The sequence below is a fragment of the Paenibacillus sp. M-152 genome, from assembly GCF_003856555.1.
GTDB classification, from domain to species: domain Bacteria; phylum Bacillota; class Bacilli; order Paenibacillales; family Paenibacillaceae; genus Paenibacillus; species Paenibacillus polymyxa_C.
Genome location: NZ_CP034141.1, coordinates 884,169 through 910,731, shown reverse-complemented (window position 1 = coordinate 910,731; position 26,563 = coordinate 884,169). Strand labels below are relative to the sequence as shown.

Here is a 26,563-nt window from a genome sequence, read left to right as displayed (position 1 = left end):
TCATTTCTTAAAGTATTGCTTTTGACCTCTTGCTCTTGATAACACCATAAGCCAATGTAAATAATGCTCCACATATCAGGGCAATAAGATGAGCGACAAGATAATTGATATGACCGTGGTTATCTGACGCTGCAATTGCAAAGCCGGGAAGAGCCGTGGTTCCGAATCCAATGGCTGTCAGCTTGCTTAAATATACATATGCTCCGGCAACCATTCCTCCGAGACATCCAGCAACCAGAGGGAACTTATACTTCAAAGTGACCCCGAAGATCGCGGGTTCAGAGATTCCAAAAAGTACAGACCCGAATGCAGAGTAACCCAGTTCTTTAACCTTGGTGTCTTTGCGATTCAAAAGAATATACCCCAATACGGCGCCCCCTTGAGCCATCAAAGCTACCGATGCCAATGGATTGATAAAATTTCTGCCTGTGTCAGTTAACAGCTGTGCTTCTACCGCGCCCATAACATGGTGCAAACCTGTAATAACGATGATCTGCTGAATACCTGCAAAAAACACAAAGCCAAATATCCCCAGGTTTTGCGTCATCCAAAGCAACGAAACAGTCACCAGACTGGCTAGCTCCCGCCCAAGAGGGCCGATAATCGTAAACAATAGCAGAGAAGAAACAAAGACCGTCAGCAAAGGAGCCAAAAATAGTTTAATCATGTCTGGAACCTTTTTGTTAAAAAACTGATCCAACTTGGCTACCACATATCCCATCATTAGAGCAATAATAATACCGCCCTGAAAGCCTACCAACTGTACGGGAAGGCCGAAAAGACTGATCGATTCTGGATTTTGGCTCCCTTTAGCTACCTCAAAGGCGTCCGCCAAGGCTGGATGAAGCATAATCGCACCCAGCACAAGCCCCAGAATCGGACGGCCGCCATATCTCTTGGTTGCAGAATAAACAACAAGCAGCGGCAGGATGGTGAAAATACCTGTGGAAACGATTTGAACAAAGCGATTGATCCCTTGGAAAATTGGATACATCTCCACAATCGATTTAGGGCCGAATAGCCCCTTCTGGCCTAATAGACCTGTGATCCCCATTAACAATGCGGCGGCAAGAATTCCAGGCATGATCTCAATGAAGACATCTGACAGCGATTTAATGGCTTTTTGAAAAGGATTTTGCTTTTGTGCGGACTTCGATTTGACATCACTTAATGACATATCTTCTGTTCCGGTCAGTTTGGAGAACACGGCATAGATATTATTGACCAACCCAGCTCCAAAAATGATCTGCAGTTGATCCCCCGCTATGAACACACCTTTAACCAGATCAACTTCTTCAATCTTTTTTAATTCTGCTTTTTCATTGTCCTCAAGTACAATTCTTAATCTTGTGGCACAATGGGCCACACCGATAATGTTCTCTTCACCGCCGATATATTTTAAAATTTCTTGAGAAATGTGCTTATACTGCTTTTCTTTTGCTTCCATCTAGTAAAACCTCCTCTAGCTGAATCAGATGATGTCTTCTTTAACAAATCTCCAGAACAGACCTAAAAAGTCCTGCTTCACCCTGGTCAGCGTTATGCCTACATGCATTAATTCATCACCGCCAAACAGCTCACCAGTTTCTATATTTCTGTAAATGTAGTCTGGATTCAGACCTTTGAATTTTAACGTTTTAATCGCGGCAGCGGGTTGGGATAAAACCTTGAAATAGCTCGCCGCCATTTCCGTTTGATCCTCTGACACAAAGCTCCATGCGGCTTCATTTTCATCAAACGGATTAATGATTCTGTAAAAGTTTCCAAACTGAATGAGCGATCTCATTTCCTTATATAGAGCTATCTGCTTTTTCACAACTTCTTTTTCTTCAACAGTTAATGTCGTCAAATCCAGCTCATAACCTAAATTCCCGGCCATAGCGACATAACCTCTGGTCTCCAATGGTGTTATTCTGCCCACTTGATGGTTGGGTACGGTGGAGACGTGTGCGCCCATCGTAATCGGAGGATAGACAAGACTTGTCCCCCATTGAATTTTCAGTCGGCAAATGGCATCTGTATTGTCACTCGTCCAGGTCTGAGGCATGTAATAGAGCATACCGGCATCAAAACGGCCTCCTCCACTAGAACAGCTTTCGAATAAGACATGAGGAAACTGCGATGTAAGCTCTTCCATAATACTGTAGAGTCCCAGGATATAACGATGCGCCGTCTCCCTTTGTCTCTCAGGTGGCAAGGCGGCCGAACCCACATCTGTCATGTGACGATTCATGTCCCATTTTACATAAGTAATTGGAACGTTCGATAAAATATCGGAAACCGACTTAACGATGTACTCACACACTTCCTTCCTTGATAAATCCAACATAAGCTGATTTCTTCCCAGCGTATACGGACGATCAGGGACATGGATACACCAATCGGGATGCCTTCTGTATAAATCACTGTCTATGGATACCATCTCAGGTTCAAACCACAAACCAAACTCCATACCCAGATTTCGAATGCGATTGGCAAGATTCGGCAATCCATCTGGAAGTTTGCGACGGTCCACCACCCAATCGCCTAATGAAGTATTGTCATCATCTCGTTTCCCAAACCACCCATCATCCAATACAAACAGCTCCACTCCTACACTTTGAGCTTCCTTCGCCAACTGCTCAATCTTGTCGGCATCAAAGTTAAAGTAGGTGGCTTCCCAGTTATTAATCAGGATCGGTCGTTCCTTGTCACGAAATGGTCCACGACATAATCTGTTCCTGTATAGATCATGATAAATTCTCGACATGCCGCCCAAGCCATTTTCGGTGTATACCATAACCACTTCTGGCGTTTGGAACGACTCCTCCGGTCCAAGCAGCCATGTGAAATCAAAAGGATTAATCCCCATCGTGACTCTAGTGTTCCGATAGGAATCTACCTGCGTCTGGGCCGTAAAGTTCCCGCTGTACACCAGATTAAAGGCGTATACTTCGCCCTGATCTTCATCTGTCCCTTCTCTTACAAGTGCCATAAAGGGTGCCTGATGAGGGCTGCTAGCGCCACGGCAGCTGTCTACCATTTGAATTCCGGGTAAAATTTTTCTCCTTGCTATATTTTTTTCATTGTTATGCGCACCGTACAAGGTAATGAGTTCATATTCATCATCTCGAAAATCCACACTGGCACTTAACGCTCTAAGCAGTTTTAGCTGCTGCTGACCTTCATTATCAAAACGGACATAACGGGTAATGACATCCCGCTTTGGATATAGGCTATAGGATAGTACAATCTTTACATCAATTAATGGATCTTCAAGGATGATTTCCAGTGTTTCTACTTCGCCATCATCCTCCGCATACGTAGAAGGAAGCCCTTTCAATTTTGCTTTGCCTTGGTAAACCCGATGTTCTTTATACCGAAAATCTGTCACTGTAGAACCATTCTCCAATTGAAGCTGATACGCAGGAATCCTGAAATCACTATTTCCAAATGACGGATATTCTTGCGGGATGGTATCCAGTGAAAAAGCTCGATCCGCCCCATCCGGATTGGGTGAAAATCCTCTATCCATAAAGATGATTTTATTGCTTCCCCGATAGTTCTGAATTTTCTTTCCCCAATACAGATGGGCTAAATAACCATCTCGTATAACCTGCATGACATAACTGGTATTATTGCCTTGTAAATGGAATAAAAGCTTCTCTTTATCGATGATTATAGCCATAGTGACCCCCTTATAGCGCCAATAGTAATATTTTCAAAAAGTATAAATTATGTTGTTTCCTTGTTTCTTACACCCTAATCATAATGGAATAGTTTTAATAATTATATGGAATAATGTAGACTCTATATGAAACGGTGTGATAATATGCAGAGATGAATTAAGAGGTGAAAACAAATGAGTTCGCATTTTTCCAATCATTCCTATAACAACTTGGATCTTAATCTATACACATGTGGCAAAGAAAGCTGTACCAGCAAACACTCTTATGGTCCAGCCATTCGAAGCGGGTATATGGTGCATTTTATTTTAAAAGGAAAAGGGATCTTTAAAGTCAACGATAAAATCTATCATTTGGAGAAAAACGATGCTTTCTTTATTGAGCCGAAGGTTTTAATTTACTACGAAGCGGATGAAGTCGACCCATGGGAATATGCCTGGATCGGTTTTAATGGGGTGCAGGCAAAAGAATATCTAAGCCGGACCTGTATCCATAGGGACAATCCCATTTTCCGGTTTGAAGCGGAGGGCAATCTTGCTCGCTGTATGGAAAGTATCGTCGTTTCCTCTACGCTGAAATCCAACAAAGACCTGTTGCTTACATCCAAGCTGTATGAATTCCTGTATCTGATGTTTGAACTTTACCCTAATCAGGAAGTCAACAATGAGGTAAGACAGCAGCGGTATATCAAAGAAGCGCTTCTCTTTATTCAACAAAACTATTCACACTTCATTACCGTAAGTGACATTGCCAAGTACATTTCAATTGACCGTTCGTATTTGCATCGTTTATTTAAACAGCAACTCAATAAGTCACCACAGGAATTTTTATTGCATTTGAGGATTGAAAAATCTTGCTCCCTCTTAAAAAATACTTCCCTGAAAATCGGAGATATTGCTCGGTCTGTAGGGTATAAAGATGTACTCCTATTCTCTAAGATGTTCAAAACGGTCAACAAATTGACCCCATCCGAATACCGAAAAAATCACCAAAAATAAAACGCTTTGACGTTCTACCTCGGCTGCCCATAATAAACCTCTTATGAACAAAGAGGTCAACCAGTAAAAACTGGCTGACCTCATAATACGAACGGACAGGATAGCTTGGTTGTTCGAGAAAATAATAACTCCTTTAATTCCGGACAGCCAGAGCAGCCGCAACGGCAACTGGATCTCCACCGCACGTCTCAAGCTGATCGATTACGATTTATCATTAGGCCGGCCTTATCATTACTCATGTTATATCTTCTTTAAAGTGACGACAAAGAAATTTATAAAATTATGCTACTCAAGTCTCAAGACCCATTCACCAAATAATTTTAAAATTGATTAGATTATTTCACAATCAACATTAATATGCGGCGAAGAGGGAATTTAATCGACCAGAAGAGGGCAGTTGTTCTCTCTCCTATTCAGACACCTTACAAAAGAAAAGCACGTTAAATTACTCAGTCGGAGGAATCACTATTTTGAGAAAGCTATCATTTTTTATTGCCATTATCATGTTAGGTACAATGTTGTCCGCTTGTTCTGCCATTACATCCACCGTGGATCAAGCGCCTGCAGGCGTTACGTCCGGCGAGAGCAAAGAAATCGAAAAATACAATGCGTATGTGAGGCTGAATAACTTGATGACAGGCAGAATCAATGAGGTTCTGGTTCATTATTTCGAGAAGTTCGGAGGTGATACACAGCCTGTAATCGACAAGAACTTCAGCTTCATCATGCTCGGCGTTGCTGAAACTGAGCGGGAAATTGTTGATAAAGCGAACGGCTATACCGCAAGCCAACCTGCTTTTGCGAACGTAGACCCCGTAGTGATCAAACTGACACCAGTCATCAATGATCTGTTGTCCGTCCTGGACGAAATGAAAGCCTACTACGATACAAAAGGCTACGTGGATGATGATTTCGCAAAAGGAAAACAGCTGCATACCAAGCTTGTAAGTGCCAATCTCGCTTACGAGACTGTCGCCAAACAATACTTCACGGCTTTGCAAAAATTGGGTAACGAGCAGCGTCTGGCCGAACTGCAAAAACTCAAGGATTCAGACCAGCAGATCAGGTATAATGCCTTGAAGTTCATGATAGATGCCGAGGCTACGGCCATTGAAATGGATGAGCAGGGAATCACCGCCGACAATGTGCTGCAACTTGATATGACGAAGTTTAAAGCCAAATACGACATTATGACCGCAGATCTGAGTACGCTCATGACAATCTCAAAAGACAAGAAACGAGTTCAAAAAGAAGGGATTAACAGCTTCAGTATCGAGAGCTATGTTGATTCAGCCACTGAGGCAAAAGCGGCCGCTTCGAAAATCATTGAACGCATCAATAAGAAGGAACCTGTATCTGATTCTGATCTGAACGGCCAGTTCCTGAACACTACGGATGGCACACCTGAGAATTTCAATTATAAGCTAAGCAAGGCAGTCGAACGATATAATGAAATAAATTAAGCGTATCGTGGATAAGGTTGTAGCAACGATTCTAGGGAAAGAAAAGCAATGGTGGAGAGGCGAAGAGGTTAACAAGATTGCCGTCGGGATCGCAAAACAGAACGACACGGTTCCCCCCATGGCATTGTGGTAGGTTCCTTTACCCACTCATCGACAAACGGCTTTAAGCGCTCGTAATATTCGGCATCGACATCGTGGACGTGGAACTCGATGATGACAGTGTGATTGTCGGCCGCCACTGCCGAACATATACAAAAACACTACTGACAACAGTATGTAAGTAGCGTTTATGAAGAAACCATAGGGAAAGAGTGATATGACTGAACTAACAGGATACGTTAGTTCAATGGAACAGCGACAGTCTAGGACTTTATTTCGTATTATTAGGTCAACCAAAAATTTGGTTGGCCTATTTTAATAGGTGTTTTAAGATGACGATAGCCGGGAAGAACTAGGTGGTTTTAGGGAAATAAATAACCCCGTCAAGAAAACTGTTCTCCCACTATCACCAACGACCATGTTTGAGCTGGTTGGGGCATGCGATCCCGTATAACAAGCGAAGCTATGAGGTTGGAATCATCGTGGGCTCGTTTCATTTCTCACACGAGAAGAAATTGAACATCTCATTGTGAATCCCTTGCAATCTAAGCGAGCACGCGGGACTACGTTACGCAAAGTTAAAACAGATGCAGCAGACGCTTGGCACTTAGCTGAAATGTTCTACCGCGGCGATTTAAAGCCGCACCGGGCATGGGATGAAGCTCATACAAGCTTGCCTTCAGGGTAAGGTCAAAAATGCCTCTCAATCTTTGTTTGAACATGCCAGGCTCTCTCACTCTAGGAAGTGGATTAACGATAGAGCAGAGCTGCTAGACATAGCGCTGAAGCAAAAAGCCAAGGTCAACCGAAGCATCTCTCAACATTACGTTTTAGAAGGAATGATTACCTTATTACTTGCTTTTCAGTCTCAACTCGAAATATTAGAGACACAAATGGAGGAAATTTCCGTAAATCAGCTTATACATACATATACGCCATACTTAGTAAAAACGAGCCCTATTGTCTGTAAAATTACCATATTACCATATTAATCCATAAATTTCTGTAGGAGCAGAGGGTTTCTTAGTCATGCCTCTAAATGGGGTCCAACCAATATTTTAACGAAAATATACGCTAAGGGAGCATAAAAAACGGGCTTTTCTTACTCTAAGTCGTTGTCCACTATACATCATTAGCGGTCATCAGTATGCCGAAAAACGGTTCGTTACGTCCGCTAAGGTCATCAGGAACGACGAAAATGCATGTCCGATAAAGCTAAACATAAAAACGGTCAAAATGTTGGCGCTACCCCTTATACCAAAACTGGTCCTCTATAAATTCTAAAGCATCCCGGTTTTGGACAGTAAACCGGTCACTCATAGAATGAATCGTGTTGATACGCTTACATAGATCATCCGGATTCCAGCGTGAGAGTAAGATCTTTGGATCACCACGCATGCCTCCAAGAGGATTCGCACGATAAATGCCTGAAAACGCCAGACGGTTGACCAAAAGCAGATTCCATGCAGCCTCGAACATCATCTATGTTCATATTTTCACTACCCCTATTTATTATCATTTTAGGGGTGAATGACCAATTACATTATGAACGTTTCCCATCTAGGTTTCCCCTTATGCAGAAGATCATGGAAATGAGAAGAAGCACCAATGGTACTGCCGCGCATATGATCATTCCAAAATACCCCGTTACTGTACCAAAGTTATCTATTTGAATAAAATTTTGAGGATAGATGCTGACGGCAAATATGATAATTAACGGAAGATAAAAAATGTATCCGTTCCACTTTTGGGTGAGCTGGCTGATCCCGGCTACAAGATAGAAATAATAATTTGAGGCGGTCATGAAAATTTTGATTGTCCACAAAATGATAAAAAATATTTCAAACCGTTCCAGGAACGCACCGGGGAATTCAATTTGCTGCGCAAAAGAAACGACCGGCCATTGCAATTGGGAAACTTCTTCTACCGACATACAGCCAACGACCATCGTTACCATCATGACATACAAAGCCATTGCAATCGAGTAGCCGATCCCCCCCGCTTTCCATGCTTTTTGTGGATTGACCATGAAATTAGTTAATATGAGCATGGATTCAAAACCCAGCGTCGAAAAAGGTACAACTTTAAGAGATTTGAGGATCGGCCCCCACCCTTGATGGAAAACAGGGCGCAAATGATCAATGTCAAAATGATTGATATTGAGAATGATCAGCAATAAATAAACAATAAAGGTTAAGGGAAAGAAAAGCTCGACCAAGCGAACCATCGCATGAAGACCGCCCGAGGTCAAATAACCAATGAGCAGAAGAAACGGCAAGAGAATCATGCTTACCGGAGTTCTCTCCAATGCAAGGGCTTTGAGGAATTCTGCCATCATTCTGGATACAAGAGAGCAGATCATTACGCAATATACCATGAACGCAATATTGATGAAAAGGCTGATAAATTTACCTGCGATCACAGAATTGAGCTCATAGAACGTCTTCCCTGGAAATCGCCGACACAATTTCACGTTGATAAAAACGACGCCGACACCAAACAGACTTGCCAGCAAAAGCCCCTGCCACACGTCAGGAGTTTGCGTCTGTTCCGTGATGGTTCGTGGTAAACTGACAATTCCCACAGCGTACACGGTCGAAGTTACTGTTAATAGAGCTTGTATAGTAGAAATTTCATCCTGTTTCATGGAAGGTGTGTTGGGCATTACGCTCCCTCTCCTTTTGTATAAGCACCTGTTCGTTCAATCTGTACTTCAACCCGAACGTCGATCGGTATTTCACTGAATGTATCCTGCCAATTGTCTTTTACACGATCCCAGTAGGCGGGATAGTTCACTTTTACCTTTGAACCGAAGCCGGCTACGTCTGCTTTCATTTCTTTCTGGAGCTTGCTTAATGATTGGAGCACGATCTTTTTGATTTCATCTTGCACCGTTTCTTTAGCGGTTCGGATGAACAGTTCCTTCAAGAACTCCGAAGAAATAACCGAGTTTTCGTTTAGTTTGACAGCTGTTTTGATACGAACCGTGAATGAGAGAGCCTCCCCTTTGACGTGAGGGATAAGTTTGCTATGGGTATCCTCAACTTCATCCTGATAACACTTTTATCACACACGCCTCAAGATCTGTTCCTTCTTTCGCATTGATGTAAAAGCCGCCTGCTGTACCAATTCTTCCTTCAGTTGTTCCAGATTAACCTGAGAGCGGCCTTCACGGATTCCCGTTTGTCCCACATCCATTTTTTTGAAGACGACATCAGGAAGATGATCCAGGATCTTTTTTAGATGATCTAATTTCGCCTCGAGTAATCTTGCCATAACGATGACGGTCCCCCTTCAAAAAACTTAAATCATGATATACATGTAATATGTGTAAAATAGTGATAAATATTCATGGGGAAGAACAGGGGTCTATCGTGTTCGGCGATGAGTGGATACTAGAACCAGAGGGACTCTCTTTGAGTATCAGTAAGCAAAAAAACGAACACCAGATGGTGTCCGTTGTTATGGAGGCGAGGGTACTCTCGTCGAGCGATTCCGTGAAGCTAATCCCTTTTAGTTGCTCATTAAATTCCCGAATTGTTCTGTCGTTCCGTTTGGTTCAACAGTAGGATTTCTGTTTAATGCAATTGGCAAACATTTTGATTTTTGGCGAGTAACACAATCACAAAAGATGCATCCTTTTCAACCTTGCCTTTCAACATAGGAGTATATCCTGTACTAGTTTCACTCATGGTGTACTTGATCAAAAAATGGAAGAAGAGTCCATTTCTTACGATTATTATTTTTACCACTGTGACAACAGTTGCTGAACTATGCGCTGTTTGGCTGGGCTGGGTTACTTATAGCATTGGCTGGAATTATTTATGGACTTTCATTTCTTACGGTATTGCATTTGTACTAGTTTACTTATATATACTGGTTTTGAAATGGGCAGAGAAATAGACGAATCTCCAAGCCAAGCGATAGCACAATAGAAGCAGTGAAGCCTAGTCTTTCGACTTGCGGGTCACTGCTTTTTTGAGTGGGAGTCAAATAAATGGAATTTGATACTCGACCTATTAGACGATCCTTTATTTTTTGCTGACAGTTATATTATTAACATCAGTTCTCTTTTTGCTTTGCATAATATTCGTTGATCAGATCCAGGAACACCTTGGGAAACGCCAAGGTGGACATATCTGCTTCGCTGATCCAGCGGTACCCCGCCGGCAGCGCATTATGTGCGTGCTCCACCTGCTCAGCCAGCGCAATCAACGCACCTGGCTTCGCCGCGGCGCTGTAGCTGGCCCGCTGCTCGGCAGCCAGCGGCTGTTCGCCCGCCTCCCCGGCAGGGACGGCGACCTCTTCATACTGGAACACACGCAGGTTCCAGTGAATGTGGCTGAACGTGTGCTCTGCCTCACGTACGAACCGCACCGGGCGAGCATGCACGCCCTCTGCCAACAAATGAGCTGCCAGGTGATCCATGGCTGGCTCATCCGGCACCGGACCGTTGTAGCCCTCCGGCCCGGCAAGCTCGTGCGGCAGCTCCCACATACGGGCCAACAGGCCCTTGGCCGGGCGCTGGCGCACAAGCAGGCGGCCTGCGTTGGCACCGCTACCCTCGATAAGGGCGACGGAGCGAGGCTCCAGCCGCGGCGGCTTCGCTTTTGTTTTGACTGGCAGCGTCTCCTCGCGGCCTGCCAGCCTGCCCGAGCAATGCTCCATGACCGGACAGGTCAGACAATGAGGCGACTTTGGCGTGCAGACCAGCGCCCCCAGCTCCATCAGCGCCTGATTAAAATCGGAGGCTCTTCCTTCGGGAATCAGCTCCCTGACCAGACTTTCCATATGCGCTCGCGTGCTGCCCTTCATGATATCCTCTTCAATGAGAAAATAACGCGACAGCACACGCATCACATTCCCGTCTACAGCAGGCTCTGGCCGATTAAAGGCAATGCTCATAATCGCCCCCGTCGTATACGGACCTACTCCTTTCAGTGCAGCAACAGCCTGCGTATCATCTGGCACCTGCCCACCGTGAAGCTCAACTACCTGTTTCGCCGCCGTTTGCAAATTCCGGGCCCGCGAATAATACCCCAGCCCTTCCCACAGCTTGAGAACATCCTCCTCGGGCGCTTCCGCCAGCGCTTCAATCGTCGGAAAACGTGCAATAAAGCGATTAAAATACGGAATGACCGTATCGACACGTGTCTGCTGAAGCATAATTTCCGAAATCCAGATATAAAAAGGATTGCGATGGCGGCGCCACGGCAAGTCGCGTTTGTTACGTGTATACCAATTCAACAGTTCAAAACTGAAGTAACGCTTTTGTTCCAATGTATTTGTAGTCATCACATCACGTCTCCTTATATTCGACAATCACAAAAGCAGAGGCAATGTTAGGCTGATGTGTAATACTCAAGTGAATGCTGTAATTCGAGTCACCCGTATTCGGTAATCTCAGTCGATCCCACGCAGACGAAGACAAATAAACTACGGGCTTCCCCCCCGGTTCAGGTAAAATTTCCATATCGCTGAACCCGATGATTTGTCCAATTCCACAGCCAAAGGCTTTCGTTATGGCTTCCTTGGCAGCAAAGCGCCCTGCTACGAACTCCGCTAGCCTTCCCTTGCGTTCCACTGCAAGCTCGCGTTCTGCCGGGGTCAACACCCGATTCAAAAATGCATCTGCATATTTACCTGCCAAAATATGAGCCATACGGCTTATTTCCAGCACATCATGTCCAATTCCGTAGATCATTTGGGTATTCCCCGCCCTTTTTTACTTTACTGGATCTATTGTAACAGTGCGTCCACACCCTGGCGAGTCGCAAAGGCGTAAAAGCGTCACCAAAATATGTTAAAATGAGAGAGGCAATCAGTGAATGCTTTAAATTCGCGGATATGCCGGTTAAAAAACTCCCGTAGAAAGGAAGGATAGGATGTCAGAAACGATTGTGGTTGAAGCTGGTACTGATGCAGGAACAGATGCGGTGATCCGGGCCTCATGGTTTCCCGCTAAAAATACGGCCAAGAGCCTGCTCATCATCGCTCATGGCTACAAAGGATTTAAGGATTGGGGTATGTTCCCCTTTATTGCAGAAGCATTAAGTATGGATAACCACGTAGTAACCTTCAATTTTTCACATAATGGCATAGGTGAGGATCTGGAGAATTTTACCGAGCTGGAAAAGTTCGCACGCAACACTTATAGCCGCGAACAAGAGGATTTGGAACTATTGCTGTCCGATCTGAGAGCACGCCATGAATTCAGAGAATTGCCGTTGTTTCTGTTAGGACATAGCCGAGGTGCGGGAAGCTGCTTTGTATATGCACTAGATCATCCCGGCGAGATTGCGGGCGTCATTTCATGGAATGGCGTAACCAATCTTGATCTGTTTACTTTACCACAAAAAGAAGAAATGCGTGCCAAGGGACGCAGCTATGTGCAGAACGCCAGAACCGGGCAACAGCTTCCGCTTGATGCTATCATTCTGGACGACCTGGAGCACAATCGCGAGCGTTTTTCCATTGTAGACAGGCTTGCCAATAGCCAGCTCCCAGCTGTACTTATCCAGGGAACCGAAGACTCCAAACGTCTACGGGAAGGCTCTGCCCAGCTCACCTCCGTTCGTCCCGACATCGAGTGGGTACAAATTCAAGGCGGCAATCATACCTTTAACACCGTTCATCCATTCCAGGGAGGCAGTCTTCAACTGGATCAGGCAATTACCGAAACCCGCCGCTTCATTGACCGGATCACTAATTAGGCAGTAGCCCCCTCAATACAAACGGCGATCCGCCGGGCGGATCGCCGCATTTATTTAGCTTAGCATTTTACAATTCCAAAATGATTAATGCTTACACTCCCGGAATGCTTGTCCGCTTATGTGCTGTACGTGTAAAATAGCTTTCCAGCTTTTCGCGGGCCGCCGGGTCAATTTCTTTGCCCTCCAGGTAGTCGCTGTTTGCTTCGTAGGAGATTCCCAGTTCCTTTTCATCCGTCTGGCCTTCCCACAATCCTGCTGTAGGCGCTTTGTCCAAAATAGCCTGCGGAACTCCAAGATAGCTGGCCAGCAAACGCACCTGACGTTTGTTGAGAGTGCTGAGCGGTGTAATATCGACCGCACCATCACCCCATTTGGTATAAAAGCCTGTAATGGCTTCTGAAGCGTGATCTGTACCCACGACGAGCAGGTTCAGTTCATTCGCAAGTGCGTACTGAACCACCATACGTGTTCTTGCCTTTACATTTCCTCTCACTTGCGGAGTAATGGAACGTTCCAGACCGATATCCTTTAATGTGTGCTCTACTTCCACGGCAATCGTATCCACGGCTTCCTTAATGTTCGTTTCCCCGGCATATTTCAGGTTGAACGCTTTAGCCACCGCGTAGCTATGCTCGATATCTTCCTGTTGACCATAGGGCTGGAATACACCCAGTGTTTTGTATTCTTGCCCTTGCTCCTGTGTCAACTCATCTGTAGCCTGCTTGCACAAGGCGGCTGCTACGGCACTGTCAATCCCGCCACTGATGGCGATCAACAGCCCTTTGCTTCCTGTTTTTGTTACGTACGACTTGAGGAAATCCACACGCTTGCGGACCTCCGCCTCTACGTTGATCGTAGGCTGTACTCCCAATTCAGCAATAATCTGTTCCTGCAAACTCATCAGATAAGCACCTCTTTTTTAGGAATTTCCTTCACAAGCCAACACGCAAAAGCCCCGGCAAGTTTCGCAGGCGAAAAATGCGGGGGCATAGCTTGAGCAGTCTTACCGGCAAAAACGGTCAAATGCACTGGTCAAATCAGCAGCAATCTGATCTGCCGAACGATCTTCGATCTGATGACGCTCGATAAAGTGAACCAGTTCGCCGTCTTTCAGTAACGCGATCGAAGGGGAAGATGGCGGATACGGCGCGAAAAATTCGCGAGCCTTCGCCGTTGCTTCCTTATCCTGTCCCGCAAAAACCGTATACAGATGATCCGGCGTTATATCATGCTTCAGCGCTTCAGCTATACCCGGGCGGCATTGGCCTGCGGCACAACCGCATACCGAGTTCACAACCACCAGCACTGTACCTTTAGCATCAGGCAGCTTAGCCTCCACATCTTCAGAAGTACGCAGTTCCTGAATCCCAAGATTCGTCAGTTCATCGCGCATAGGCTGAACTGAATCTCTCATATATTGATCGAAAGACATAGACATATTCTTTCACTCCTTTTCACTAAATCATGTATACTACATTTCTAATTTCACCCTTTGCCGTAGTAAAGGCATGGACATCTAAAGCCCATTATACAATCTTTTTCACGTAATTTGCAAAAAATCCGGTTACATCTTTGCACAATTATTTCTGTATCGAATTTATGACAGGAGTCTCAGAATGCTCCCGATAAGTCGGAATGGTTCTGCGCAAACGGACTTTAAACTGTGTGCCCATTCCCTCCACCGAATCTACGGCAATCGTACCGTGATGACGCTCCACTATACTTTGACATAAGGCCAGACCCAAACCTGTACCTTTCGTTTTGGTTGTGTAAAAAGGCTGGAACAGCTTTTCAAGCTGTTTTGGCGGAATTCCCGGACCTGTATCCCTCACTTCCAGTTCGACAAAATCCTCTTCTTCATGAGTAGAAATGGTCAGCACACCCTTTTCCCCCATAGCTTCCATCGCATTACGCGATAAGTTAAGCAGCAATTGCTTGATTTCCTTAGGATTCAGATGCAGCATCGTTACATGATCCTCCAGTTTTAACTCAATCGTCTGTCCCCTCAGGTTCGCATCTGCCCACAAAAGAGGTGTTAGTTCACGAATGATATCATGCAGATGACACTGCTCCTTCTCGACAATCCGATTCTGGGCCAGGGAAAGAAAATCATTAATAATCCCGTTCGCCCGATCCAGCTCCTCCATCACGATGCGGTAATAATGACTTAGAGAATCAGGACTCTTCTCGCGCATAAGCTGTAAAAACCCGCGCACAACCGCCATCGGATTACGTATTTCATGAGTAATGCCCGCTGCCATTTGTCCGACCAGACTGAGCCTCTCGAAATTGCCCAACTCACTGCGCAGCGTCTCCAGCTCTGTGATGTCCTGCAAGGCGATAATGACACCTGTCGTTTGATTGATATGTTTATCTCGAATAGGAAGGAAACTGGAGAAGAATACTTTGGGAGATACATTTATAAAATCAGCGCCTGCTTCTCCTTCCAAGGCTTTCGCAACTCGTTCGTTGACTACAGGCGAAGCGCTAAAAACGTACAACGAGTTTAAAGGACGGCCTACAACCTCAGGCAGCGTAATATAGGGATCGAAGTCCCGGTAGAGCTCCAGCATCGTTTTGTTCATATGTATAACTCGTTCTTCGCTGTCCAAAGTAACAAGAGATAACGGCATCAAATCCATGACTTGACGCAGCTTATCCACTTCGATTAAATATTTGCTCGTAAACTCAGTTACATCTCGCCGCAACGTCAGTTTCTCAAAGGAATTATGCATCAGACTTACGACCGTAAAACTTGCCAACACACCTACAGCAACATTCCAAAACGTTGTAAGCAGATCAGGAATGTATACTGAAATGTTCTGTTTGCCCCACAATAGCGGTAATAATGCCTTAAGCAGCATATCAGCCACAACATATGTGAAAATTACGAGCTTTTTGTCCAACAATGTTCCTCTTTGAAAAAACTTGACATGCAGTAGCATAAAAGGAAAAAGGATAAAAGCAGTGCCCACATACATTGGGGACATTTCTATCGACTGCGCTATAATTAGAACACCCGTCAATGCAGAAGCAGCGAGAACAAAGGAAGTGCGACGTGTACCATACATGACGCCTACAGCAAGGGGAATAATACCGAGATTGGAAGGTAGGCCATATGGAGGCTGGTATTGAAAGAGCGAACATAGCAATATAGCTGGCAAGCAACACAGATAAAGTATTCCTTGATGAGGTCCGGGAAGCAGATTGCCTGCCCAAACCTTTTTCTTGTCCCCATAATCCGTTAATATAGAGAAAAAACCCGCCGATATAACGGCAAGGAGAACTTGGAGCACACTTTCCTTCAACGCAATTAACAAGGACTTCTCCCCCTCATCATCTTTCCTTGACGCCGTTAGTTGAATTAAAGCACAGGCTACAATATATTACAATATATGTGTTAAAATCCCGGTGTAGAACGACAAATTCTGCTAAATACCGGATATATATTAGAGGATCGTTTTTACGGTTTTTATACTCCTGTAAAATAAGAGATATACGCAGCTACTGTGCTCAAAGTCTATCTAAAGAGACGGTATTACGATATGATGGAAAATCTGTTACGCTATTCTGAATTTTTTTGAAAATTTGTCGACGAAAAGGAAGAGGCCTATGACTTACGACGTTATTGTGATCGGAGGCGGCTCAGCCGGCTTAATGGCAGCGGCTGCTGCCAGTGGCGAGGGCGCCAAGGTGCTTTTAGTGGAAAAGGGAAATAAACTTGGACGAAAGCTGGGGATCTCCGGCGGAGGTCGCTGCAATGTCACCAATGCAAAAGAGCTGGATGAACTTATTCGCCACATTCCCGGCAATGGCCGTTTTCTGCACAGTGCCCTGGCTGCTTTCGGCAATCGGGATATCATCGCCTTCTTTGAACAACTAGGTATAGCCTTAAAGGAAGAAGACAACGGGCGTATGTTTCCAGTAACGGACAAAGCCAAAACGGTCGTCGATGCTTTGATTAATAAGGTACGCTCTCAAGGAGTCGAGATTCGGACAAGCTGCCCTGTTCAAGAGGTGATTTACAAAGAAGGTCATACAGCTGGTGTGCGGCTGCGTTCCGGTGAAATGCTGCGTAGCCGTAACGTCATTGTCGCAGTCGGTGGCAAATCCGTCCCGCACACAGGCTCGGAAGGTGACGGCTATGCATGGGCAGAGCAAGCTGGGCATACCATTACAGAACTATATCCAACAGAGGTCCCGCTAACGTCAGGCGAGACGTTTATCCAGACAAAAGAGCTTCAGGGACTCTCCTTACGAAACATCAGCCTGACCGTATGGAATGCGAAACAAAAGAAGGTTGTCGTTCATGAAGGAGATATGATTTTCACGCATTTTGGTTTGTCTGGTCCAACCGCTTTGCGTTGCAGTCAGTTTGTCGTCAAGGGAATGAAAAAGGATAAGGTAAACACAGTATTGTTAACTCTCGATTTACAGCCTCACAAACATGCTGATGAAGTCTACCGTGAGACACTGGAACTGGCATCGGTCGATGCTAAAAAGGCGATCAAAAACGTGCTTAAACCTTATTTACCGGAACGCATGATTCCATTGTTGCTTCAGCAAGCTGAACTGCGTGAAGATTTGACCTATGATCATATTCCCAAGCAGCAATGGCAAGAACTCGCCCATCGAATCAAGGCGTTTCCCATTCGTGTGAATGGGACGCTCTCCCTGAAGGAAGCATTTGTTACCGGGGGTGGTGTGAATTTGAAGGAAATTAATCCGAAAACGATGGAGTCCAAGCTGATGCCTGGCTTGTTTTTCTGCGGTGAGATTCTGGATATTCACGGCTACACTGGAGGCTATAATATTACAGCGGCGTTTACGACAGGGCATACAGCAGGGACGCAAGCGGCTTTAAACGAGATGTAGGAGTGGGAGGCACTACGCGTAGGCTTTGATCTTACGATCGCTGGCCCTTCTCCAGATTCAAATCCTCCGCTTCGCTACAAACCGCCATTACAACCGCAATTTTCAAGAAAAATAGGAATTAAAAAGACTTAAATCAGTTGTATTGCTGATTTAAGTCTTTTTTTGAGTAATCGCGTATTGAACAAACTCCATCTTGTTTTAACGTTTACCGCTATTCCTAAACCTCAATAATGATAGGTAAAATCATAGGTCTTCTCTTGGTTTGGCTGTAAATAAACTGACCCACATTATCCTTTAACATCTGCTTAATCAAGCCCCACTGACTCATTTCGATTTCTGTTAACTCGTTCACTGTGGCCATAATCGTGTCTCGAATCTGATTCATCAGCTCTTCGGAATCCTTAACAAATACAAAGCCTCTTGATATGACTTCTGGCGTTGCAAGCATTTGCTTTTCGTTTTTGCTCAAAGTCATCACAATAATCAGCATTCCGTCTGAGGCAAGTTTTTTACGGTCCCGCAGTACAATATTACCCACATCACCAGTTACCAGCCCGTCTACCAGGCTATTGCCGGATGGTACTTTGGGACCCAGGGATGCCCTTCCCTCTGCGATTTGAATTGTCTCTCCGTTTTGGACAATAAATACGTTTTCCATAGGAATACCGACTGATTCTGCTAGCTGACGATGCTGATGCAGCATTCTGAATTCACCATGTATAGGAATTAAATACTGGGGTTTCATCAGGGTCATCATTAACTTTAACTCTTCTTGGCTGCCATGACCGGATACGTGCATCCCCGTAGCGCTGCCTGATCCATAAATAACGTTAGCGCCCAGTACGTACAGGTTATCGATAACTTGGGAAAGATTTCGCTCATTTCCCGGTATCGCTCCCGCAGCAATGATGACGGTATCCCCAGGCAATATTTCGATTTTGGGATGCAGGGAATTAGCTAAACGGGACAATGCAGCCATCGGTTCACCCTGACTTCCTGTACATAAAACTGCAATTTTTTCTGCAGGATACCGCTCCGTTTCTCCAGCCTCAATCAACAAATCCTCGGGCATGTGCAAGAAGCCCAACTCTTTAGCCACCGTTACCACATTTACCATGCTGCGTCCGAGTAAGACCAGTTTGCGGCCTGTTTCCACAGCAGCGTCAATGACCTGCTGGACACGATTCACATTGGAAGCGAACGTGGAGATAAATACCTGCTGCTTGGCTCGAGCGAATGCATCCAGAATGTGCCCGCCAACCAAGCGTTCTGAAGGCGTAAATCCTGGTCTTTCCGCATTCGTACTTTCGGAGAGAAGCACCTTAACCCCTTTCTTTCCGATTTCAGCCATGCGATGAAGATCCGGAAAAGGTCCGCTGACAGGAGACATATCAAATTTGAAATCCCCGGTATGGACCACATTTCCTTCCGGTGTCTGAAAAAAAACACCCAGACAATCTGGGATACTGTGGACAGTAGTGAAAAAGGATGTCTGAATCTTCCCCACATCAATGGTAGAATCCGCATCTATAAGATGAAGCTCGGCATCACGTAAAAGATTATGTTCCTTTAGCTTAATCTTAATTAATTCGATGGTGAGCTTTGTCCCGAATACCGGAATGTTGATCTGCTTCAGTAAATAAGGAATGCCCCCGATGTGATCCTCATGTCCATGGGTTACAATGAGCGCTCTAACTTTATCCTGATTCTCCAGCAGATAGGTGACATCCGGTACAATGAGGTCAATACCAGGCAAATTTTCATTGGGAAACTTGGAGCCACAATCAATGACGACAATATCCTGATCGTATTGGATGAAATACATATTTTTTCCAATTTCATTAACACCGCCTAGAGCAGCAATGAGTAATCTGTTATCAGCAAGCATCAGTTTATTTCCTCCTTAGGAAAATGCTATCCATATTATTTATTTTCCGCGTAAACTTATACACCATATTGGGAAAGAAATGAGTAGCCTTCCTAAATAAGAGGACTTGTTTCACAAACACAAAAAGAAACCCTTGTCTCTAACAGACAGGGGCCCTCATTTGATTGATTACATACCCACCGCAGCCGATATCGCGGCAAAAATAGCAGCTATCAGCCATAGAATCGGGAATAGTTTGAAGATTACCTTCAGCCACTGTCCAAAGCTGATCCGGGCAATGGCCAATCCTGCCAGCAGCACTCCACCTGTCGGTGAAATGAGATTGGTTAACCCGTTACCAAATTGGTACGCTGTGACTACGGCTTCACGATTAATGCCTACAAGATCGCCAAGCGGTGCAAGTACAGGCATGGTTAGTGCAGCTTCCCCCGAAGAAGAGGGAACGAGGAAAGTAATGATATTATGCGCAAGCAACATAATAGTCGTGAATAAATAACTTGGCAAACCTTCCAGGACGCTTGCAAGTGCATTCAATACGGTATCAATAATCATACCCTGTTCTGCGATAATCAGAATTCCGCGGGCGAGGCCTATGATCACCGCGGCGTAGATAAATTCTCCGCATCCTTTTACAAAATTTTCAGCTATCTCCTTCTGACTCATTTTGGTGACAACCCCAACAAAAATACCAAGGGCAAAGAAAAGGGCGCCGATCTCAGTCATATACCAGCCTTTGACCAAAATTCCCCAGACAATCGCTCCAAGCGTTACAATAAATCCACCTATAATTAATTTGTCCCGGAATGTGAAGACGACGTCCTCGCCTGTGCTTTCCTTAATAAATTGCTCGCGGTTTATAATATCACTTTGAAACACGAGGGATTTCTCCGGATTTCGCTTCACCCGGTGCGCATACCACATCGTAAAAGCAATAGAAATCGTCGTAAATACAAGCCATTCGATAAATCTCAGCCAGAGCTGAGGATTCCCCTCCACTCCTGCGATTCCCTGGGCAATCAACACTGAAAATGGATTGACAGTCGAACCAACATAGCCAATTTGCGTTCCCAGAAATAAAATAAGAATCGCTGTCATAGAGTCGAAACCCAAGGCAAACATCAACGGAATGAAAATCGCATAAAGTGGAATAATTTCTTCACTCATCCCAAAGGTAGAACCTCCGAGACTGAAGATAACCATAGCAATGGGAATAAGCAAAATCCCTTTATTCTTCAACCGCCTGGCAAGAGCTGTCAGCGCACGATCAATGGCGCCTGTCTGCAGAATAATACCGAAGGAGCCGCCTACGATAAGAACAAAAGAGACGACATCGGCGGCATTGATAATCCCCTCAATAGGAGCGCTAAGGATCTGAGGGATTCCCTGTCTTAAATCGCCGTTCTCCCCTGTTTTGGGTACAGAGTGATAGGTTCCTGAAACGATTGCCGTTTTGGTCACACCGTTCACTGTCACTTCATGACGCTCAAATTGACCGCTGGGTACAACCCATGTCAACGCGGCGACTGTAATAATAATCAAGAATATTAAGGTATAACTATGGGGCAAGGATAATTTCCATTTCTTATTCGTGATGTTCATGTTTATCCCTCATTCCAAGAATGGTTATACGTAACCTTCCCTCCCATAATGGTCAATATCACTTGGGCATCCCTGATGTCACCAGCGGATGCATTAAGGAGGTCGCGATCAAAAACGGCGATGTCAGCATATTTTCCAGCCTCCAGCGTACCTGTAACCTCTTCCATATAACAATGTTTGGCTCCATTAATCGTCCATGCCTTTAAAACTTCGGATGCCGGCATTCCTTGGTCAGGATACCAGCCTCCAGCAGGCGAGCCATCCGGGAATAATCGGTGAGAGGCCGCATACAGCGAATCGGGGACACTGGTGATAAATAAAGGCAAATCAGTACCTATAGTGATCGGCACGTTAGCTTCCAGCATGGACTTATAATTATAAAAACGGTTTTCATTCTCTTTGCCTGCCACAGCAGACATATAAGCCTCTTCGTAAGAGGGATTCAGCAGCAAAATCTGAGCATAGACCTCGGCAAAAATTTCGTTTTCTCCCATTCTGGTCAGGTCATCTGGATGAGGATACTCCAGATCACTGATCGAATGTCTGATAAGGTGATTGCCTTGCTGCGCGCGGCATTTTTCAATCATGGATACTGCTTGGCGAATCGCAGCATCGCCTTCTGCAGTTAGACAGCATTTGATCCCCTGGCTGTCCGCTTCCAGAACTGAGGCTTCAATTTTTTCGTAATCAACCGCCCTCAAATTCGTGACTCCAGGCATATCTGCGTAAGGCTCCAACATATCCCCTGTATGATCGGCTACGACGCCGTCAAGCATCAGCTTGTAGCCTTGGAAACGAATAAGGTCTCCATGATAAAGTGCCTTATACTTGATACCAATACTTATATCAAACGGTTCAACAACCGGTTCCAGCGAGAAATGAAACCGGAGTGGCAATTCACCTGTTTCTTTCAATTCCTCTAGAATCGGAAGCAGCTCGCTATGCCGGTCAAAGCCAATATCTTTTATAGAAGTAACTCCTCTTGCAGCCAGCAGGCGGCAAAATTCCATAAACTCTTGTTGGACAAGGCTGCGATCCTGCATCATAGCTTGGAGCAGTAAAGCGCGTGCTTCGGCACTGCATTGATCTGGCGAAAATTGATATCTCTCCTCAGCCAATCGATTCATCCAGCAGTAACTTTTATTTTGGTTGATGGCGATGACCGCCCGATCGGGAAACAATCCATCCAACAAGCTTGGCTCAGGCAGCCCACCCCATTTTTCCTCGCTCCAACCGTAAGCGGTTACATCTTTTCCTGATGGAAGGTGGTTTGCCTCTTGAAGCAGTAGTTGCACTGCTTCTTCACTTGAGGCTGTATGCGTCAGATCCACGCCCCGATGCATTGACATATATCCGGTGAAAAATACATGGTTGTCATGAATTCCCGGCATGATAAAGGCATCGCCCAGATCATAGACAACCGTTTCCGATCCTATCCAGGCTTGTGCCTCTTCCGGATGCCCCACTGCTGCAATACGTTCTCCTCGCACTGCAATAAAACCGGGCGAAGCTTCATTTTCCAATCCATTAAAAATAGCATTGGAGAGTAATACTTTGTCTGCTAATGTATCTTTCATCCCTTGCATAGTTTCACCACCTCATGATTGATTCACCTAACAACATGACGTAATATAACGTTATGTCAATGCTTCTGCTTCTCCCTATTGGATGGAAGCAGAAGCCAGACGTACCTGAACTACCTTGCATAACAGGTAACGGATTATATGGAGAATTGGTAGCGGTCTCCGATGATGTACTGTTTTCCTACATGAACCGGGCTTCCATGCTGGTCATAGATAATGGTATGCATGTAAAACAACGCCTGCCCGATCGCCGTCTCCAGCAATTTGGCCTGATTTTCATCCGCCAAGGCAATTTGTAATATCGTCTCTCCTGGCTGGTTAGGGTCGATGCTGTATTTTTGCCGCAGCAGTTCGTATACAGACCCCTCCAACTGCTCGTGCATTAGAAATGCAAAGCGTTCATAAGGATAAAAATTGTTTTCCAGCATCAGGGGGCGATCATCCGCATATCTTTTACGCTGGATAAATAACACTTTTTCTCCTGGCGATAGCTGCAACTGATGTGCAATTTCTTCATCTGCTGCTATGATTTCACGTTTTGTAACCTCACTGTGTGAAGAAAGCCCGTTGGATTTGCATGCCGCCGTAAAGCTGATGACATGTTCAATCTTCCGTCCAATTTTGGGGATATTGACAAAGGTGCCTTTTCCCTGACGTTTGGTCAGATATCCTTCATGAACTAATTCGGCAATTGCTTTCCTTACAGTAATTCGACTTACATTATACATTTCGCTTAATTCTGTTTCGGTCGGTATACGACTTCCCTGCGTAAATGTTCCATTATGAATAGCGGTTTTAACCGCTTTTTGTAATTGAATATATAATGGCTCCGCTTGGTCTGAATTTAACATAATGTACCCTCACTTGTCATATAACGTTATATCACTCTCACTTAGAGTATCAAAGGTTACATATTCTTACAAGTGAAGATATTCGAAAAGGATCGTCAATAATGAACGCCGTATCCGAAGGAACCTTCTACCAGGCAGCTCTGGGCGGCAAGCCTTGAGCCTTCTGCCATAGCAGCCTGAATGTTGCCTTTTTCCAAAAAGCTCAGTAAAAAAGCAGTTATATAAGAATCGCCTGCTCCCATGGTATCCACAGCGTCAACGGAATCGGGCATTTGAAAATAGAACTTCGTACCATCATAGGCGATAGATCGGTCACCGCCACGAGTGGCGATCAGAATTTGCCCCTCTTTTTTTCGATTGGAACGGATAAAATTCTGTGTCTCTTCATCCGTCATATGGCTGCAAGAGAAGAATGCAAAATCGGCATGCATGATATATTGTTCTACCTGTGTATCTGTAAAATCATCTGAAAAATCAAAGGAAATAGGAATTCCCAGTGTCTCCAACTCGGGCAGCAAGTGGCCTGTATGGCTGTACAAGCCAGTATGAATCAGGTCGAATCCGCCAAGATAATCCTTGTCATCTTCGCTCAGTTCCAATGGATGGAGACGTGTCACTCCCCCCTCATTACTGCCCAGAAATACTCTGTCTCCGTCTTCCAGGGTTACACGTGCACAGCCGTTCTCACCGCTGTGATATCTGCACCGTGAAATATCGATGTCAAGCTCACGGAGGGTATGTTCTACATGCCGTGCTTCGTGATCGTCCCCAAACACGCCTATAAAGGCTGCATCCACTCCCGCTTTTTTGGCAAACACACTGAAATTAAGCGCATTGCCGCCAGGGTACATCATGCGCAGATGAACATATTTATCTACCACATTATCGCCAATGCCTAGAACCTTCATGATGGTTTCCTCCTGTTGGTAGGTGCGCTTAGTAAGCTACTTTGCCCATATAACGGCGAGTTTCCAATGGGTGGTTGCGTACATTTGCTAGTGCTTCACGATACACACATACAATGCTGTAAAATAAAACCGGGTTAAAAAACTCTACCACTTCGTCTGCAATCGTTCCGATGCCAAGCTCCTTTGCATCAATCACTTCCACTTTCTCGGCATACTGATTCAGGAAAGTCTGTGCCCGCTCATCCAGCGCCCGTGTACGTCCTTCGTTGATCATCAGAATAAATGGAGTTTCCTTATCCGTTACTTCAAATGGGCCATGGAAGAATTCACCGGAATGGATAGAAGCTGCATGAAGCCATTGCATTTCCATCAGCGAGCAGATGGCAAAGCCATAAGCATGTCCATAAGATGCTCCGCTGGTCAGGATATAAAAGAGTTCCTCATTGCGGTATCTGTCAGCGAATACTTGAGCGCGCGGTTCAACTTGGACTTTGGCCCGGTTAATAATCCCATTGATTGCTCCCAATCCATTCTGGAAAGCTGGGTAATGCGCATAGCCCTCAGTGATTTGAAGCAGTTCAACCGTAAGTTCTAGAATAATGGCCATCGGGTTGTTTTTAACATCGCTCTCATCCCCCCACTCGTAAAGGAAGGAATAATCCGAATAATTAAGCAGGCTCGCTTCACTATTGTGGGTTAAGCCAATGGTATAAGCACCTTTCTCTTTGGCAGATTTAGCAGCTGCGACCGATTCTGGAGTATTTCCACCGTGGGAACAAACGATGACCACTGAGTGTGCCCCCAATCGTTTTGGCAACGCATGTACAAACTCATTCGCTGTATACATCCCTGCTACCAGTTTCTTTGCTTCACTATCCAGAAAATATTTTGAAGGATACATATCAACTAGTGAGCCCCCGCAGGCTACTAAATAAACCTCAGAAATCTTCCCATTCGCTTGTTCATTAATCGTCTGAATCGTCTGTTGTACATTCATGTGTTTATCTCTCCTTTTTATATAACGTTATATAACGTATTGTTTACGAGATAAATATAAGCGCTTTCATTAAAAGTGTCAAGCCCCTTCATTAAAAAAAGCTCTAACCCTTTTGTATGAGGTTTAGAGCTCCTTTTGGGATTTAATTTATATTCATTGATTGGGTTAGCGATAAGGAAGCTATGCCTATAATATACGCGCAAAAAATATGGTCTTACACATGGGTTTGTCCGAATAAACTAAATGAGACAAATACATAACGTCCAATAAATAATCAAGGAGGAAAACACCATTAATACATTTATCGGGTATGTTTTTCTGGGTCTGTCACTTTCCGCTCCCATTGGACCCATCAATGCCGCACAGTTAGATCGAGGTATTAAAAATGGATTTTGGCACGCCTGGTTTATTGGGCTAGGTGCAATCACAGCAGATATTATCTATATGATGCTTGTCTATTTGGGAATGATCCACCTTCTTAATTCCCCATTTGTCAAAGCTTTTTTATGGCTATTTGGTTTTTTCGTGCTTGTGTATACAGGTCTTGAAAGCATCAAAAATGCTGGTGTGATTTCAGAATCCGAATTAAGGGGAAATGGCAATACCCTGACTAACTCCTTTGTTGCGGGCTTCCTGATGTCGTTGTTTAATCCTCTCTCCATCCTTTTCTGGCTTGGTATTTACGGTTCCATACTGGCCAATGTTGCTAATACATATCCAGTACAACAGCTATTGATTTACAGCGGAGCGATTGTACTGGGCGTGTTGGCGTGGGATGTGACGATGGCAGCTGCTTCAAGTGTTTTCCGTAGATTTCTCAAACCCGGATTGCTTAAAACCATCTCTTGGATGTCAGGTCTATCTCTTGTAGGCTTTGGCTTTTATTTTGGTGTACAGGCATTTCAATTACTTTTTTTACGCTAA

Annotated in this window: 21 protein-coding genes and 3 pseudogenes; 6 read left to right on the top strand and 18 right to left on the bottom strand. The window is 44.8% G+C overall.

Features of this window, described 5'->3' with window-relative positions:
• Window positions 1–7: 7 nt before the first annotated feature.
• Together EGM68_RS04145 and EGM68_RS04140 are read right to left on the bottom strand one after the other, a co-directional pair.
• A complete protein-coding gene (locus tag EGM68_RS04145) occupies window positions 8–1,447 on the bottom strand; it encodes a PTS transporter subunit EIIC (RefSeq protein ID WP_129548694.1) in 1,440 nt (479 codons plus the stop codon).
• 24 nt (window positions 1,448–1,471) lie between these two features.
• The gene (locus EGM68_RS04140; RefSeq protein WP_129548693.1) at window positions 1,472–3,667 is read right to left on the bottom strand and encodes an alpha-galactosidase; all 2,196 of its coding nucleotides are present in this window, start codon (window positions 3,665–3,667) and stop codon (window positions 1,472–1,474) included.
• Window positions 3,668–3,841: 174 nt separating this feature from the next.
• Here EGM68_RS04140 and EGM68_RS04135 point away from each other — a divergent pair, with 174 nt between their 5' ends.
• Both EGM68_RS04135 and EGM68_RS04130 read left to right on the top strand, forming a co-directional pair.
• Window positions 3,842–4,663 (top strand): AraC family transcriptional regulator, encoded by an 822-nt coding sequence (locus EGM68_RS04135; protein ID WP_090736916.1) that lies wholly within the window; start codon window positions 3,842–3,844, stop codon window positions 4,661–4,663.
• 470 nt (window positions 4,664–5,133) lie between these two features.
• Complete coding sequence (locus EGM68_RS04130; RefSeq protein ID WP_090736920.1) at window positions 5,134–6,126, top strand: YiiG family protein; 993 nt, start codon at window positions 5,134–5,136, stop codon at window positions 6,124–6,126.
• A 31-nt stretch (window positions 6,127–6,157) separates the two neighbouring features.
• Here the strand turns inward: EGM68_RS04130 and EGM68_RS25980 are convergent.
• Window positions 6,158–6,371: pseudogene (locus EGM68_RS25980) on the bottom strand (VOC family protein); the annotation flags it as partial.
• A gap of 383 nt (window positions 6,372–6,754) precedes the next feature.
• On the opposite strand from EGM68_RS25980, the pseudogene EGM68_RS26485 reads away from it, so the two are divergent.
• Window positions 6,755–6,841: pseudogene (locus tag EGM68_RS26485) on the top strand (hypothetical protein); the annotation flags it as partial.
• Here EGM68_RS26485 and EGM68_RS26480 read toward each other — a convergent pair.
• From EGM68_RS26480 to acpS, 6 genes and pseudogenes are all read right to left on the bottom strand, one after another.
• Entirely contained in the window at window positions 6,804–6,947 is a 144-nt protein-coding gene (locus tag EGM68_RS26480) for a hypothetical protein (protein ID WP_013369400.1), read from the bottom strand. The pseudogene EGM68_RS26485 and the gene EGM68_RS26480 overlap by 38 nt on opposite strands.
• A gap of 821 nt (window positions 6,948–7,768) precedes the next feature.
• The gene (locus EGM68_RS04110; protein ID WP_129548692.1) at window positions 7,769–8,890 is read right to left on the bottom strand and encodes a GerAB/ArcD/ProY family transporter; all 1,122 of its coding nucleotides are present in this window, start codon (window positions 8,888–8,890) and stop codon (window positions 7,769–7,771) included.
• Window positions 8,890–9,258 (bottom strand): annotated as a pseudogene (locus tag EGM68_RS04105) (Ger(x)C family spore germination C-terminal domain-containing protein); the annotation flags it as partial. The pseudogene EGM68_RS04105 and the gene EGM68_RS04110, both read right to left, overlap by 1 nt.
• 33 nt (window positions 9,259–9,291) lie before the next feature.
• Window positions 9,292–9,501, bottom strand: a complete 210-nt coding sequence (locus EGM68_RS04100) for a hypothetical protein (protein WP_013369396.1) — start codon at window positions 9,499–9,501, stop codon at window positions 9,292–9,294.
• A 786-nt stretch (window positions 9,502–10,287) separates the two neighbouring features.
• Window positions 10,288–11,520 (bottom strand): A/G-specific adenine glycosylase, encoded by a 1,233-nt coding sequence (mutY, locus tag EGM68_RS04095; protein ID WP_013369393.1) that lies wholly within the window; start codon window positions 11,518–11,520, stop codon window positions 10,288–10,290.
• A gap of 4 nt (window positions 11,521–11,524) precedes the next feature.
• A complete protein-coding gene (gene acpS, locus EGM68_RS04090; RefSeq protein ID WP_013369392.1) occupies window positions 11,525–11,929 on the bottom strand; it encodes a holo-ACP synthase in 405 nt (134 codons plus the stop codon).
• A gap of 181 nt (window positions 11,930–12,110) precedes the next feature.
• On the opposite strand from acpS, the gene EGM68_RS04085 reads away from it, so the two are divergent.
• Window positions 12,111–12,938 carry an alpha/beta hydrolase family protein gene (locus EGM68_RS04085; RefSeq protein ID WP_013369391.1) on the top strand — a complete coding sequence of 276 codons (828 nt, stop codon included), beginning with the start codon at window positions 12,111–12,113 and terminating at the stop codon, window positions 12,936–12,938.
• A 91-nt stretch (window positions 12,939–13,029) separates the two neighbouring features.
• Here the strand turns inward: EGM68_RS04085 and nadE are convergent, their stop codons facing one another.
• The 3 genes from nadE to EGM68_RS04070 form a co-directional block, all read right to left on the bottom strand.
• Window positions 13,030–13,839: an NAD(+) synthase gene (nadE, locus tag EGM68_RS04080; protein WP_013369390.1), complete on the bottom strand. Its 810-nt coding sequence runs from the start codon at window positions 13,837–13,839 to the stop codon at window positions 13,030–13,032.
• Window positions 13,840–13,941: 102 nt separating this feature from the next.
• Complete coding sequence (locus tag EGM68_RS04075) at window positions 13,942–14,376, bottom strand: BrxA/BrxB family bacilliredoxin (protein ID WP_013369388.1); 435 nt, start codon at window positions 14,374–14,376, stop codon at window positions 13,942–13,944.
• 142 nt (window positions 14,377–14,518) lie between these two features.
• Window positions 14,519–16,258 (bottom strand): two-component system sensor histidine kinase NtrB, encoded by a 1,740-nt coding sequence (locus EGM68_RS04070; protein WP_013369387.1) that lies wholly within the window; start codon window positions 16,256–16,258, stop codon window positions 14,519–14,521.
• A 292-nt stretch (window positions 16,259–16,550) separates the two neighbouring features.
• On the opposite strand from EGM68_RS04070, the gene EGM68_RS04065 reads away from it, so the two are divergent.
• Entirely contained in the window at window positions 16,551–17,813 is a 1,263-nt protein-coding gene (locus tag EGM68_RS04065; RefSeq protein ID WP_013369386.1) for a BaiN/RdsA family NAD(P)/FAD-dependent oxidoreductase, read from the top strand.
• A 217-nt stretch (window positions 17,814–18,030) separates the two neighbouring features.
• On the opposite strand, the gene EGM68_RS04060 is transcribed toward EGM68_RS04065, so the two are convergent.
• From EGM68_RS04060 to EGM68_RS04035, 6 genes are all read right to left on the bottom strand, one after another.
• Window positions 18,031–19,701, bottom strand: coding sequence for a ribonuclease J (locus EGM68_RS04060; RefSeq protein WP_013369385.1), 1,671 nt, complete (start codon window positions 19,699–19,701; stop codon window positions 18,031–18,033).
• 168 nt (window positions 19,702–19,869) lie between these two features.
• Window positions 19,870–21,300, bottom strand: coding sequence for a YfcC family protein (locus tag EGM68_RS04055; RefSeq protein ID WP_025676064.1), 1,431 nt, complete (start codon window positions 21,298–21,300; stop codon window positions 19,870–19,872).
• A gap of 2 nt (window positions 21,301–21,302) precedes the next feature.
• Window positions 21,303–22,886 (bottom strand): amidohydrolase, encoded by a 1,584-nt coding sequence (locus EGM68_RS04050; RefSeq protein ID WP_058831244.1) that lies wholly within the window; start codon window positions 22,884–22,886, stop codon window positions 21,303–21,305.
• 134 nt (window positions 22,887–23,020) lie between these two features.
• Window positions 23,021–23,734, bottom strand: a complete 714-nt coding sequence (locus tag EGM68_RS04045) for a GntR family transcriptional regulator (RefSeq protein ID WP_013369382.1) — start codon at window positions 23,732–23,734, stop codon at window positions 23,021–23,023.
• Between the two features lie 95 nt (window positions 23,735–23,829).
• Complete coding sequence (locus tag EGM68_RS04040; RefSeq protein ID WP_129548691.1) at window positions 23,830–24,642, bottom strand: fructoselysine 6-kinase; 813 nt, start codon at window positions 24,640–24,642, stop codon at window positions 23,830–23,832.
• Between the two features lie 28 nt (window positions 24,643–24,670).
• On the bottom strand, window positions 24,671–25,639 hold the full coding sequence (locus tag EGM68_RS04035; protein WP_013369380.1) for an SIS domain-containing protein: 969 nt from the start codon (window positions 25,637–25,639) through the stop codon (window positions 24,671–24,673).
• 291 nt (window positions 25,640–25,930) lie between these two features.
• Between EGM68_RS04035 and EGM68_RS04030 the strand changes: the two genes are divergently transcribed.
• The gene (locus EGM68_RS04030; protein ID WP_025676060.1) at window positions 25,931–26,563 is read left to right on the top strand and encodes a LysE family transporter; all 633 of its coding nucleotides are present in this window, start codon (window positions 25,931–25,933) and stop codon (window positions 26,561–26,563) included.

Excerpts from the sequence above, each read along its gene's own strand:
- EGM68_RS04055 (WP_025676064.1), bottom strand. The coding sequence starts at position 21,300 with ATGAACATCACGAATAAGAAATGGAAATTATCCTTGCCCCATAGTTAT.
- EGM68_RS04035 (WP_013369380.1), bottom strand. The coding sequence starts at position 25,639 with ATGAATGTACAACAGACGATTCAGACGATTAATGAACAAGCGAATGGG.
- EGM68_RS04110 (WP_129548692.1), bottom strand. The coding sequence starts at position 8,890 with ATGCCCAACACACCTTCCATGAAACAGGATGAAATTTCTACTATACAA.
- EGM68_RS04140 (WP_129548693.1), bottom strand. The coding sequence starts at position 3,667 with ATGGCTATAATCATCGATAAAGAGAAGCTTTTATTCCATTTACAAGGC.
- EGM68_RS04045 (WP_013369382.1), bottom strand. The coding sequence starts at position 23,734 with ATGTTAAATTCAGACCAAGCGGAGCCATTATATATTCAATTACAAAAA.
- EGM68_RS04075 (WP_013369388.1), bottom strand. The coding sequence starts at position 14,376 with ATGTCTATGTCTTTCGATCAATATATGAGAGATTCAGTTCAGCCTATG.
- nadE (WP_013369390.1), bottom strand. The coding sequence starts at position 13,839 with ATGAGTTTGCAGGAACAGATTATTGCTGAATTGGGAGTACAGCCTACG.
- acpS (WP_013369392.1), bottom strand. The coding sequence starts at position 11,929 with ATGATCTACGGAATTGGACATGATGTGCTGGAAATAAGCCGTATGGCT.
- EGM68_RS04065 (WP_013369386.1), top strand. The coding sequence starts at position 16,551 with ATGACTTACGACGTTATTGTGATCGGAGGCGGCTCAGCCGGCTTAATG.
- mutY (WP_013369393.1), bottom strand. The coding sequence starts at position 11,520 with ATGACTACAAATACATTGGAACAAAAGCGTTACTTCAGTTTTGAACTG.
- EGM68_RS04060 (WP_013369385.1), bottom strand. The coding sequence starts at position 19,701 with ATGCTTGCTGATAACAGATTACTCATTGCTGCTCTAGGCGGTGTTAAT.
- EGM68_RS26480 (WP_013369400.1), bottom strand. The coding sequence starts at position 6,947 with ATGTTCAAACAAAGATTGAGAGGCATTTTTGACCTTACCCTGAAGGCA.
- EGM68_RS04050 (WP_058831244.1), bottom strand. The coding sequence starts at position 22,886 with ATGCAAGGGATGAAAGATACATTAGCAGACAAAGTATTACTCTCCAAT.
- EGM68_RS04135 (WP_090736916.1), top strand. The coding sequence starts at position 3,842 with ATGAGTTCGCATTTTTCCAATCATTCCTATAACAACTTGGATCTTAAT.
- EGM68_RS04040 (WP_129548691.1), bottom strand. The coding sequence starts at position 24,642 with ATGAAGGTTCTAGGCATTGGCGATAATGTGGTAGATAAATATGTTCAT.
- EGM68_RS04100 (WP_013369396.1), bottom strand. The coding sequence starts at position 9,501 with ATGGCAAGATTACTCGAGGCGAAATTAGATCATCTAAAAAAGATCCTG.
- EGM68_RS04085 (WP_013369391.1), top strand. The coding sequence starts at position 12,111 with ATGTCAGAAACGATTGTGGTTGAAGCTGGTACTGATGCAGGAACAGAT.
- EGM68_RS04145 (WP_129548694.1), bottom strand. The coding sequence starts at position 1,447 with ATGGAAGCAAAAGAAAAGCAGTATAAGCACATTTCTCAAGAAATTTTA.